Here is a 12,433-nt window from a genome sequence, read left to right on the forward strand (position 1 = left end):
GGAAAAGGAATTCGAGGGGGGGGCGGGGCGAGAGAAACCTCCCACATCTTCCTCAGCGGGGGAAGGGGGGTGCGTCTGGTGGTGGGGGTCCTTTCTGCGCCCCCCCCCCCACACCCGGCGGGCCCGGTTTGACCCCTTCGGCCGCGGGCCCGTAACCTTGACCGTCGGCGTGTCCACTGAACACGCCACATCCCCGTAAACCTCTTCCTCCCGGACGCGCTGCGGGCCGGGAGAGGTCGTCCGTGGTGCATTCGGGCGGCTGGCCTGCGGGGGTGCCGTTCTTCGAGCGAAAGAGAGATCCGCGTGTACGCCATCGTGCGCAGCGGTGGTCGCCAGCACAAGGTTGCTGTCGGCGACATCGTTGAGGTTGACAAGATTTCCACCGCCAAGGTGGGCGACACGGTCGAGCTCTCGACCCTGCTCGTCGTCGACGGCGACTCCGTGACCAGCGACCCGTGGGTGCTGGCCGGCATCAAGGTCCAGGCCGAGGTCGTGGACCACCACAAGGGCCAGAAGATCGACATTCTGCGCTACAAGAACAAGACCGGCTACCGCCGTCGTCAGGGCCACCGCCAGCAGTACACGGCGATCAAGGTCACTGAGATCCCCACGGCTGCGAAGTAAGGGACTGAGAACAGATGGCACACAAGAAGGGCGCATCGTCCACCCGGAACGGTCGCGACTCCAACGCCCAGCGGCTCGGCGTGAAGCGCTTCGGCGGTCAGGTCGTCAACGCGGGTGAGATCCTGGTCCGTCAGCGCGGCACCCACTTCCACCCGGGCTCCGGCGTCGGCCGTGGTGGCGACGACACGCTGTTCGCGCTGCAGGCCGGTGCCGTGGAGTTCGGCACCAGCCGTGGCCGCAAGGTCGTGAACATCGTTCCGGTCGCCTGACCGGAAGTTTTTCGCGAGGCGGACCTCACTTCCCGGTCGGGAAGGCGGGTCCGCCTTTCGCGTGTTGCACCGTAGGCATGTCCGCACGTTTTCTGGAGGCACCGAACCATGACCACCTTCGTGGACCGCGTCGAGCTGCATGTCGCCGCGGGTAACGGGGGCCACGGCTGTGCCTCCGTGCACCGGGAGAAGTTCAAGCCGCTGGGCGGCCCGGACGGCGGCAACGGCGGCCGTGGCGGCGATGTGATCCTGACCGTCGACCAGTCGGTCACGACGCTGCTCGACTACCACCACTCCCCGCACCGCAAGGCCACCAACGGCAAGCCCGGCGAGGGCGGCAACCGCTCCGGCAAGGACGGCCAGGACCTGGTCCTGCCGGTGCCGGACGGCACGGTCGTCCTGGACAAGGCGGGCAACGTGCTCGCGGACCTGGTCGGTCACGGCACGTCGTACGTCGCCGCGCAGGGCGGCCGGGGCGGCCTCGGCAACGCGGCGCTGGCCTCGGCCCGCCGCAAGGCGCCCGGCTTCGCGCTGCTCGGCGTGCCCGGCGACCTGCGGGACATCGTCCTGGAACTGAAGACGGTCGCGGACGTGGCGCTGGTGGGCTACCCGAGCGCCGGCAAGTCCTCGCTGATCTCCGTGCTCAGCGCGGCCAAGCCGAAGATCGCCGACTACCCGTTCACCACTCTGGTGCCCAACCTCGGCGTGGTGACGGCCGGTTCGACCGTCTACACGATCGCCGACGTGCCGGGCCTCATCCCGGGTGCCAGCCAGGGCAAGGGCCTGGGCCTGGAGTTCCTGCGGCACGTGGAGCGGTGCAGCGTGCTGGTGCACGTCCTGGACACCGCGACCCTGGAGTCCGACCGCGACCCGCTCTCCGACCTCGACGTCATCGAGGCGGAGCTGCGCGAGTACGGCGGCCTCGACAACCGTCCCCGGATCGTCGTCCTGAACAAGGTCGACGTGCCCGACGGCAAGGATCTCGCCGAGATGGTCCGTCCCGACCTGGAGGCGCGCGGCTACCGCGTCTTCGAGGTGTCGGCGGTGGCCCACATCGGCCTGCGGGAGCTGTCGTTCGCCCTCGGTGAGCTGGTCGCGAAGGCGCGCGCCGCCAAGCCGAAGGAGGAGGCGACCCGTATCGTCATCCGGCCCAAGGCCGTGGACGACACCGGCTTCACGGTCACCCGCGAGGAGGTCGGCGGCGAGCCGCTGTTCCGGGTGCGCGGCGAGAAGCCGGAGCGCTGGGTCCGCCAGACCGACTTCAACAACGACGAGGCCGTGGGCTACCTCGCCGACCGGCTCAACCGGCTCGGTGTCGAGGAGGAGCTGATGAAGGCGGGCGCCCGGGGCGGCGACGGCGTCGCCATCGGCCCCGAGGAGAACGCGGTCGTCTTCGACTGGGAGCCGTCGGTCATGGCCGGTGCGGAGATGCTGGGCCGCCGCGGCGAGGACCACCGCTTCGACGCGGCCCGGCCCGCCGCGCAGCGCCGGCGCGACCGCCAGGCGGAGCGGGACGACGCCACACGCGCGTACGACGACTTCGACCCGTTCGAGTAGACCGTCCGCCCCGCCGCGCTTCGCCGAACGCCGGGCGAAAGCGCGGCGGGCCGCACCCTGCGACGCGCAGCGGACCTTGTGGCTCCCCGCGTCGCGCTTCTCCGGCTGCTGGAGCCATGGCTCGCTCGACGCGTAGCGGGCCCTGGCGCTCCGGGCGTCGCACCTCTCCGTCTCCCCGGCTGCCGGAGCCCACGGCCCCCGCCGACGTGTAGCGGGCCCTGGCGCTTTGGGCGTCGCGCCTCTCCGTCTCCCCGGCTGCCGGAGCCCACGGCCCCCGCCGACGTGTAGCGGGCCCTGGCGCTTTGAGCGTCGCACCTCTCCGTCTCCCCGGCTGCCGGAGTCAACGGCCCCCCCGCCGACGTGTAGCGGGCCTTGAAGCTCCCGGCGTCGCACCTCCCGGGCTGCTGGAGCCGACGGCCCCCTCTCGACGCGTAGTGGACCTTGAAGCTCCCGGCGTCGCACTCCTCCGTCTCCCCGGCTGCCGGAGCCCAGGGCCCCCAGCGGCGCGTAGCGGACCTTGAAGCTCCGGTGCCAGTTCCGCGCATCGCACCTCTCCGTCTCTCCGGGCTGCCTGAGCCAGCGGCCTCCTCCCGGCGCGCAGTTCGGAGCCTCCCGCAGCCTCCCTGGCGGAGTGACGCGGACGACGGGGGAGGGTGGCTGACCGCTCTCGCGGTGGTGCTCCTGGCGGCCGGCGCGGTGGTGCTGCCCCTGCTGCTCTCCACGGACACCGGACACGCCACGGCGAAGCCGCACGACGACTTCGACGGTGGCCGACCTTCCTCAACCAGGACAGCCCGAGCGTGCCCGGCGCGGCGAGGAGCGGCGACGCCTTCGGCACCGACGTCCGGGTCGCCGACGTCGACGGGGACGGGTACGCCGACGTCGTGCTGCGCGGCGGGGCGAAGGGCCCGACCGGGTCCCCGGTGTCCGGCCGGTCACGCCGGAGACGCCCGGTGTGCCGGGGGCGGCGCAGCGCGAGGTCCTCTTCGGTGCGGCCGTGCACCTCGCCGACGTCGACGGGCGGGCCGACCTGGTCGTCGGCGCGCCGGGAGCGGACGGCGGCGCCGGGTTCGTGTGGTCCTTCCGCTCCGGCGGGACGGGCGTCGTGGCCCCGACGGCACGACCGCCTTCGGCCCATCGGCGCTCGGCACACCCCCCCGGCGAACGGCCGGCTCGGCTCGGGTTTCGCCCCGTAACCTCCCTGCTGAGTATCCACCTTGACGATCAGTCAGGAGGCGCCGAGGGCGGTGGGAGCCGGGACTCATCCTGGTCCCAGCCTCCTCTCAGGACTGCCTCAGGGAGAACTTTTACCGTCCCCTAACCATGGAGACGGACGGTAAGAGCCACACCCTGCCCGCAGGCACGCGCCTGCTGCACATCGGCCCCACAAGACCGGCACCACCGCCCTCCAGGGCGCCCTGTTCGCCGCGAAGGACACGCTGCCCCGACACGGCGTGGAGTTCCCGGCGCACACCCGGCACCCCATGGAGGCCGCCCTCGCCGCCTGCGCCCGGCCCGCGATGATGGGCGACACCGCGCCCACCGAGCGGCACTGGACCCGGCTGCTGGAGCGGGTCCGGGCCACCGGCAGCCGGACCCGGTGGTCAGCAGCGAGTTCTTCGCCGACGCCCCCGACGACGGCACGATCACCCGCATCGTGCGCCAACTCGGCGGCGACCGCGTGCACATCGTGGTCACCCTGCGGCCGCTGACGCGCATCATGCCCTCGCAGTGGCAGCAGTACGTGCAGAACGGGCTGCGCATGGGCTACGAGGAGTGGCTGGAGCACATGCTCCGCAGGCCGCCGTACGAGAAGCCCACCCCCAGCTTCTGGCGGCGCCACCGGCACGAGCGGCTGGTGGAGCGCTGGGCCTCGGCCGTCGGACCCGGCCGGGTCACCGTGGTCGTCGTCGACGACCGCGACCGGGGCGGGCTGATGCGCACCTTCGAGGCGCTGCTCGGCCTGCCCGCAAATCTGCTCCAGCCGGTCACGTACTCCGTTAATCGTTCTCTTACCTTGGCCGAGGCAGAAATGCTGCGGAGCCTCAATGTGGAATTCCGCGGGAAAGGCCTGCCCGACGAGCTGTATTCACGTCTCGTGCACAACGGCGCCGTGGCACATATGAAGAACAGGTGTGATCCCGCGCCCCATGACGTGAAGATATCCACGCCCGGCTGGGCGGCCGGGGCGGCAGCCGCGATCGGGGCGGAGGCGGCGGCTGCGATCGGCGCGCTCGGCGTACGCGTCATCGGCGACCCGGACCTGCTGTCGGTGCCCGAGCCGCCCCGAACGGCCCTCTCCGAGCCCCGTATCGCCCCGGATGTGGCGGCTCGTGCACTCTACGGCGCGCTCGCCGCGGCCGCCGCGTCCCTCGCCGGCGGCCCCGCGCGCACCGTGCACCAGACGTCGTCGAAGGAGCTCGTCCGAGTACTCGGCCACCGCTGCCTGAGACGGCTCGGACGGCGCTGAACGGCCCCCGTGCGATCTCTGTGGAGCACCTGTGGACTTACTCACAACAATTTCATCGGCAGTTCAGGCAACCGTTCCGGGGTATCAGGAGTCCTAGGTAAATGACAGGTTGCGCGCACTTATGCATGAGCCGTCACTCACCTTGCATCGCGGTTAGCCCGAGTGGGACCATTCCACGGTTCCCTGTCGCCTTGAGGTAGGTCACCTGTGTCACAGCACATAGCCAAGCCCCGTACCACCGCAGTGATCCTGGCCGGTGGTACCGGTCAGCGCGTGGGCCTGTCGATCCCCAAGCAGCTGCTGAAGATCGCCGGCAAGGCAGTCATCGAGCACACCCTGACCACCTTCGAGAAGGCCGACTCGATCGACGACATCATCGTGCTGATGGCGCCGGGCTATGTGCCCGACATCGAGAAGATCGTCGCCAAGGCCGGGTTCACCAAGGTCAAGAAGATCATCGAGGGCGGCTCCACGCGGAACGAGACCACCGAGCGCGCCATCGACGCCCTCGGCGAGGGTCTGGCCGAGGGCGAGGACCTCAACGTCCTCTTCCACGACGCCGTACGCCCCCTGCTCTCGCAGCGCGTCATCGACGACTGCGTGACCGCGCTGGAGCGCTACCAGGCCGTGGACGTGGCCATCCCGTCCGCGGACACCATCATCGTCACGCGCACCCACGGCGAGGACGGCGAGTTCATCACCGAGATCCCGGACCGCTCGCGGTTGCGCCGCGGCCAGACCCCGCAGGCCTTCAAGCTGTCCACGATCCGCCGCGCCTACGAGGTGGCCGCCGGCGACCCCCACTTCCAGGCCACGGACGACTGCTCGGTCGTGCTCAAGTACCTGCCGGACGTGCCGATCCACGTCGTCGCGGGTGACGAGTACAACATGAAGGTCACTCAGCCCGTCGACGTCTTCATCGCCGACAAGCTCTTCCAGCTCGCCTCCACCGCCGCCCCCGAGCAGAACGGCGACGACGCCTACCGCGAGCTGCTCACCGGCAGGACCGTCGTCGTCTTCGGCGGCTCCTACGGCATCGGCAAGGACATCGCCGAACTCGCCGAGTCCTACGGCGCGAACGTCTACGCGCTCGGCCGCTCCACCACCGGCACCCACGTGGAGAACCCGGAGGAGGTCGACGACGCGCTGTCCAAGGCGTACGGGGAGACCGGCCGGATCGACTACGTCGTCAACACCGCGGGCGTGCTGCGCATCGGCCGGCTCGCCGAGACCGACAACGCCACCATCGAGGAGGCGCTGAAGGTCAACTACCTGGCCCCGGTGCAGATCGCGCGCTCCTCCTACAAGTACCTGGCCGAGACCAAGGGCCAGTTGCTGCTCTACACCTCCAGCAGCTACACCCGAGGCCGGGCCGAGTACTCCCTCTACTCCTCCACCAAGGCCGCCATGGTGAACCTCACCCAGGCGCTGTCCGACGAGTGGGCCGCCGAGGGCATCCGCGTCAACTGCATCAACCCCGAGCGCACCGCAACCCCCATGCGCACCAAGGCCTTCGGTCAGGAGCCGACGGGCTCGCTGCTCTCCTCCGAGGCCGTGGCGCGCACCTCGCTGGACGTGCTGCTGTCCGAGCTGACCGGTCACGTCATCGACGTCCGTCAGCAGGACCCGACGGCCGGCGCCGCCCAGGCCTCCGGCTTCGAGCAGGCGCTGGCTTCGGTGCTGGACCGTCAGGACGGCGTGTGATAATCGGGGTAATCGAGCTTTTGGGAATTCAGGCCTCTGTGGGTATCCGTTCAGCGGGTATGCGCAGAGGCCTGTGTCCGTACCCCACATGAACCGCCGGGCACTCCCGGCGTTACTGAACAAAACCGGCACTCCCCCTCCCAGAGCAGGTTCCTCCGTGATATCCACCGCTATTCGCGTGGCCCGGGTGGGCAGCGCGGCCGAGCTGGCCGCCGCGACCCTCGTGATGCTCGGCTTCCCGGCGCTCATGCTGGCCGCGCTCGTCCCGAGCGTGTACGCCTTCGCGGCCGCGGCCGCCGTGACATACCTGGCGGACCACTATCTCCACCGCAAGGGCAGCTACCTGATCAACCGCCTCAGCAAGGTCCGGGCCGGCCTGTCCATCCGGTTCCTGATCCGGCAGCTCCTGCTGGTCCTCCTGCTGGCCCGCCTGTCCCTCGCGGACAACCTGATCTTCTACGGCGCGATCGCCTGCTTCATCGCCTTCTACGGCCTCCAGGCCCCGCACGGCGCGCTGGTCACCCTGATCCGCAACCGGCGCCGGATGCCGGTCGCCACCCGCAACATCGACCTGAAGTCCCGCATCCGCATCCCGGACGCCCCGCCGCGCCGCCTGCTGCACCGCTCCGCGGAGAAGATCCTCCACCTCGACCTGTTCGCGGTCGCCGGCCTGCTGGTCTCCGCCGAGCTGGGATCGGCCGGGTTCGGCTTCTTCGGCATCGGTCTCACCGTGGGCCTGGGCACCGGCTACGTCCTGTGCCTCGTGCCGTACGTGCGCGGCCGGAAGATCCCGCCGAAGGCCGAGGCCGTCCTCGCCGCCGTCGACGACTGGCTGGCCGCCTACAAGCCCGAGACGGTCCTGTACTTCTCCGGCTCCAAGGACTCCGCGTACCAGGTCAACATGTGGCTGGAGACGATGGAGCAGCTCGACACCCGGCCGCTGATCATCCTGCGCGAGCGCGCCATCCTGAACCAGCTCGCGCCCACCACGGTCCCCGTCATCTGCGTGCCCGGAGGGGTGCACCTGATGAACCTGGACCTGTCGACCGTGCGTGTGGCCCTGTACGCGGCCAACGTCGGCAAGAACATCCACCTGCTGCGCGTGCCCACCATGAAGCACGTCTTCATCGGCCACGGGGACAGCGACAAGCTCGCCAGCGTCAACCCGTACAGCAAGGTGTACGACGAGGTGTGGACGGCCGGCCGCGCCGGCCGCGACCGCTACGCCATCGCCGACGTCGGCGTCCGCGACGAGGACATCGTCGAGGTCGGCCGCCCGCAGCTCGCCTCCATCCAGTACGGGCAGGGCGCGTCCGAGGATCCCCGCGGCGGAGCCGCCGACGGACGCATCCCCACCGTGCTGTACGCCCCCACCTGGGAGGGCTGGGACGGCAACCCCGGCAACACCTCGATCGTGCTGGCCGGCGAGAACATCGTGAAGAAGCTGGTCAAGGCCGACCCGCCGGTCCGGGTGCTCTACAAGCCGCACCCCTTCACGGGCACCGTGAGCGCCGAGGCCGGCGCCGCGCACCGGCGGATCACCGCCCTGGTGGAGGAGGCCGCCGCCGAGCGCGCCGCCGACGCCCGTTTCACCGCCGACACCGCCGCCCAGGAGCAGGCCGCGGCCGAGCTGGCCCGCATCGAGGCCCGCCTCGCCGAGCTGGCGGGCGCCGGCGGCGACAAGGGCGACGAGGCCGAGGCCACCCGCGACGGCGTGACCGACGTGCAGCGGCACGAGGAGATCGCCCGGCTGCGCGCCGAGTGGAACGACGCCTACTGGCGCTCCTTCCCGTCGTACGAGCACCGCGTCATCACGGGCGCCGAGCCGCGCCTGTACGACTGCTTCAACGTCTCCGACGCGATGGTCTCCGACATCTCCTCCGTCGTCTCCGACTTCATCGCGAGCGGCAAGCCGTACGCGGTCACCGACTCCGCCGAGGTCGGCATGGAGGAGTTCAAGCGGCAGAACACGGCCGTGCGCGCCGCGGTCATCCTGTCCAACAGCGCCAAGGAGCTGGGTGGCCTGCTGGACGCCGTGCGCGACCCCGCCGCCGACCCGCTGGCCGAGGCCCGCGCCGAGCTGAAGCACTATCTGCTCGGCCCGGACGAGCCGGCCTCCCTCGTCCGGTTCAACGCCGCGGTCGCCGACCTGGCGCTCAAGGCCGAGGCGCGCAACGTGGGCCAGCAGTCCCGGTCGGCCGCCGCGAACGCGGACCCCGCCGAGACGGCCGAGCTGACCAACGCGGTGCCCGGCCAGCGGGCCGTGTCCGCCGGAGAGACGGACGGCGTCAACGCGGGCTGACCGCCTGCCCTGTGGAGACCGGCCCCGGGAGCGATCCCGGGGCCGGTCCTTTTCCCTCCCCGGACCGGTGTCCTCGCCGGGCGTGAGCAGGTCTTACCGGCTCTGCGTACTCTCCGGTGGCGCCATGGCCCAGTCGCCCTGACGCTGTGTGACGTATGCCACTGCTCGCCCGGAGTGAGGCAACCGCTTCCTGTGGGAGCCCGTCTAACAGGGTGCGATTGAGGTGATACGGGGTAAATGTTCAATTGGCAAGGGGGAGATGTGACCGTCGTGACGCAGCCTGATGTGAGCGTGATCATCGGGGCGTACGAGGCGATGCCGTACCTGGTCGAGTGCCTTGCCTCCGTCGAGGCCCAGACCATCGACCCGGGGCGCATGGAGGTCATCGCCGTCGACGACGGCTCCACGGACGGCACGGGGGAGTGCCTGGAGGAGTTCGCGGCCCGCGCGCCCATGCCGGTCACCGTGATCCGGCAGGAGAACTCCGGCGGCCCCAGCGGCCCGCGCAACGTCGGCCTCGGCAAGGCGGCGGGACGCTACGTGTTCTTCCTGGACGCCGACGACCGGCTCGGGCCCGAGGCCCTGGAGCGCATGGTCGCCATGGCCGACCGGAACGGCACGGACGTCGTCCTCGGCCGCGTCGAGGGCATCAACCGCGTTCCGCCGAAGTCCATGTGGGGCAGGACGCTGGAGCGGACCGACGTCTTCTCCTCCAACATCAAGTTCACGCTCAGCGCCCAGAAGCTGTTCCGCCGCGCCCTGCTGGAGCAGCACGGCATGCGTTTCGACGAGTCCCTGTGGACCGGCGAGGACGCCCTGTTCACGATGGAGGCGTACCTCAGAGCCGGCGGCGTCTCCGTGCTCGCCGACTACACCTGCTACTACCTGGTCGGCCGCGAGGACGGCAAGCATGTCACGAAGGCGGGCAGTTACACGCTCCGCTTCGACTCCGCGCGCGCCCTGATGCAGCTCGTCGCCGACATGGTGCCGGCCGGCCCGCAGCGCGACAGCCTGATGGTCCGGCCCTTCCTCATCACCCTGCTGCCGCAGTTCGGGCCCAAGTTCCTCAAGGACAGCGACGAGGTGCGACGGCACAAGTTCGAGCTCGCCAAGCCGCTGATGGAGGCCTACTGGACCCCGGGCGTGGCCCGCCGGCTCAAGGTCCACGAGCGGCTGCGGCTGCACCTGGTGGCCGCCCAGCGGGCCGATCTCCTGCTGGACGTGGTCGAGTTCGTCAAGGCGAAGAAGCAGGCCGCCGCCGTGCTGGAGGGACGCGGCACCCGCGTCTACCTCGTCTACCCGCACTTCCGCTCCCCGGAGGCCGGCGTCCCCGACGAGGTCTACCGCGCCGAACCCCGCGAGGCCCGCGCCTTCGAGGGCTACCGCGAGGCCGCCGCCCACTCCTTCCTGCGCCGGGCGGCCCGCAAGCTCCGGCGGATGCTGCCGAGCGGAGGCATCGGAGCGGCGGCGGCCTGATCCCGCAGCTGCTGCGCGGTGAACTCGCCCCGCACCCCGACCGGGGCGCCGCGCAGTACACCCTGTTTGCCGCATGCAAACAGTGAACGAACGACTACTCCGGCTGTCCGGGGACTGAAACCCGCGCGCACCGCACCACCCCCTTCGCGTAGATTGCCGCACAGGCAGCAGGAAGCGCGCGAGGGGACGACAGGCAAGGTGGCAAGCGCAAGGCAGGCCGTGGGCGAGGCCCGCAGGATCGTCGTCAAGGTCGGCTCCTCGTCGCTGACCACCGCCACGGGCGGTCTGGACGCCGACCGCGTCGACGCGCTCGTCGACGTCCTGGCCAAGCACCGCTCCGGGGGCGAGCGCGAAATCGTTCTCGTCTCCTCCGGTGCCATCGCCGCCGGCCTGGCACCGCTGGGCCTGCGCCGTCGCCCCCGGGACCTCGCCCGCCAGCAGGCCGCCGCCAGCGTCGGCCAGGGCCTCCTCGTCGCCCGCTACACCGCCTCCTTCGCCCGCTACGGCGTCCGGGTCGGGCAGGTCCTGCTCACCAGCGACGACATGAGCCGCCGCGCCCACCACCGCAACGCCTCCCGCACCCTCGACAAGCTCCTCGCGATGGGTGCCTTCCCGATCGTCAACGAGAACGACACCGTCGCCACCGACGAGATCCGCTTCGGCGACAACGACCGCCTCGCCGCCCTCGTCGCCCACCTGGTCCACGCCGACCTGCTGGTGCTGCTGTCCGACATCGACGGCGTCTACGACGGCGACCCCGGCAAGCCGGGCACCTCCCGGATAGCGGAGGTGAGGGGGCCCGAGGATCTCGCCGGCGTCGAGATCGGCAGCGCCGGGAAGGCCGGCGTCGGCACCGGCGGCATGGTCACCAAGGTCGAGGCCGCCCGGATCGCGGCCGCCGCCGGCATCCCCGTGGTGCTCACCAGCGCCGTCCACGCGGCGGAGGCGCTCGGCGGCGGCGACACCGGCACCTACTTCCACCCCAGCGGCAAGCGCTCCGCCGACCGCCTGCTGTGGCTCCAGCACGCCTCCACCCCGCAGGGCTCCCTCACCCTGGACGACGGCGCCGTCCGCGCGGTCGTCGAGCGGCGCAAGTCGCTGCTGCCCGCCGGAATCGCCGCCGTCGAGGGCGAGTTCAGCGCGGGCGACCCGGTCGAACTGCGCGACGGGGCCGGGCGCGCGGTGGCCCGCGGGCTCGTCAACTTCGACGCCAAGGAGATCCCCCAGCTGATCGGACGTTCGACCCGGGAGCTGGCACGCGAGCTGGGCCCGGCCTACGAACGCGAGGTCGTCCACCGGGACGACCTGGTACTGCTGCACTCCTGACCGGCGCCGGGCGGTCTCCGGGGCGGGGCGCCGGGAGGGCCTTGGCCGGTGGACGTTCCGTAAAACCACCACGCGGAGCGCTGCGGCCTGCTCAACTTTGTCTCGGGACATGTCCGTCCCGGGCGAGGTGTCCCGGAGCACGGTGCGGGGACACGTTCCGTCAAGGGTCGTCGCGTGAAGGAGGCCGTCGTGAGACGAGTGCGCCCTGGGGCGGCGTCCCGCGGTGCTCTGACGAGCGTCGCGGCCGGGGACACCTACGAGGAGCCGAGGGACCTGCCCCGGCTGTGGCACGTCACCCTCAGCGTCTCCGGGGAGGACGTCCCGCTGCCGGACCTGCGGCGCGCCCTCGAGCAGCTGGCCCACGACCACCCCTTCCTGCTGACCAGCAGATACGCGAGCGACCACGCGGAGATCCGGTACTGGGAGGAGGCCCGCGACCTGCACGACGCGGCCGCCGTCGCGCTGCGCCTGTGGGGCGAGCACCGCCAGTCCGCCGGGCTGCCCGCCTGGGAGATCGTCGGCCTGGAGGTCATCGACCGCGCGACCTACCACCACCGCATCGCCGAGGGCTACGGCCCCGCACCGGCGACGCCGGTGGGCGTGCATCCGTTCTGACCGCGCCCGGGACGCCGGTGCGTGATCGCGAGGGCCGCGGATCGGCGCCGTTCCGGGCCCCCGGCCGTTCATCCGTTTTGCCCTGTCTCG

Annotated in this window: 9 protein-coding genes and 1 pseudogene; all 10 read left to right on the forward strand. The window is 71.1% G+C overall.

Features of this window, described 5'->3' with window-relative positions; all coding sequences use genetic code 11:
• Positions 1–303 precede the first annotated feature (303 nt).
• A complete protein-coding gene (gene rplU, locus ACZ404_RS06350; protein WP_004001309.1) occupies positions 304–624 on the forward strand; it encodes a 50S ribosomal protein L21 in 321 nt (106 codons plus the stop codon).
• A 14-nt stretch (positions 625–638) separates the two neighbouring features.
• The gene (gene rpmA / locus ACZ404_RS06355; protein ID WP_351064556.1) at positions 639–893 is read left to right on the forward strand and encodes a 50S ribosomal protein L27; all 255 of its coding nucleotides are present in this window, start codon (positions 639–641) and stop codon (positions 891–893) included.
• 108 nt (positions 894–1,001) lie between these two features.
• A complete protein-coding gene (obgE, locus tag ACZ404_RS06360) occupies positions 1,002–2,450 on the forward strand; it encodes a GTPase ObgE (protein ID WP_468436465.1) in 1,449 nt (482 codons plus the stop codon).
• A gap of 800 nt (positions 2,451–3,250) precedes the next feature.
• Positions 3,251–3,646, forward strand: a complete 396-nt coding sequence (locus ACZ404_RS06365) for an FG-GAP repeat protein (RefSeq protein WP_468436467.1) — start codon at positions 3,251–3,253, stop codon at positions 3,644–3,646.
• Between the two features lie 127 nt (positions 3,647–3,773).
• A pseudogene (locus ACZ404_RS06370) lies at positions 3,774–4,920 on the forward strand (hypothetical protein).
• A 207-nt stretch (positions 4,921–5,127) separates the two neighbouring features.
• A complete protein-coding gene (locus ACZ404_RS06375; RefSeq protein ID WP_468436469.1) occupies positions 5,128–6,624 on the forward strand; it encodes a D-ribitol-5-phosphate cytidylyltransferase in 1,497 nt (498 codons plus the stop codon).
• A 187-nt stretch (positions 6,625–6,811) separates the two neighbouring features.
• A complete protein-coding gene (locus ACZ404_RS06380) occupies positions 6,812–8,926 on the forward strand; it encodes a hypothetical protein (RefSeq protein WP_468437164.1) in 2,115 nt (704 codons plus the stop codon).
• Between the two features lie 237 nt (positions 8,927–9,163).
• Positions 9,164–10,402, forward strand: coding sequence for a glycosyltransferase family 2 protein (locus ACZ404_RS06385; protein WP_468436471.1), 1,239 nt, complete (start codon positions 9,164–9,166; stop codon positions 10,400–10,402).
• A gap of 219 nt (positions 10,403–10,621) precedes the next feature.
• Positions 10,622–11,728 (forward strand): glutamate 5-kinase, encoded by a 1,107-nt coding sequence (proB, locus tag ACZ404_RS06390; protein ID WP_468437166.1) that lies wholly within the window; start codon positions 10,622–10,624, stop codon positions 11,726–11,728.
• Positions 11,729–11,917: 189 nt separating this feature from the next.
• Positions 11,918–12,343 carry a hypothetical protein gene (locus ACZ404_RS06395; protein ID WP_468436473.1) on the forward strand — a complete coding sequence of 142 codons (426 nt, stop codon included), beginning with the start codon at positions 11,918–11,920 and terminating at the stop codon, positions 12,341–12,343.
• Positions 12,344–12,433 lie beyond the last annotated feature (90 nt).

The sequence above is a fragment of the Streptomyces sp. NPDC030798 genome, from assembly GCF_055572275.1.

Coding starts and splice junctions, on each gene's coding strand:
- rpmA (WP_351064556.1), top strand. CDS start 639: ATGGCACACAAGAAGGGCGCATCGTCCACCCGGAACGGTCGCGACTCC.
- obgE (WP_468436465.1), top strand. CDS start 1,002: ATGACCACCTTCGTGGACCGCGTCGAGCTGCATGTCGCCGCGGGTAAC.
- ACZ404_RS06385 (WP_468436471.1), top strand. CDS start 9,164: ATGTTCAATTGGCAAGGGGGAGATGTGACCGTCGTGACGCAGCCTGAT.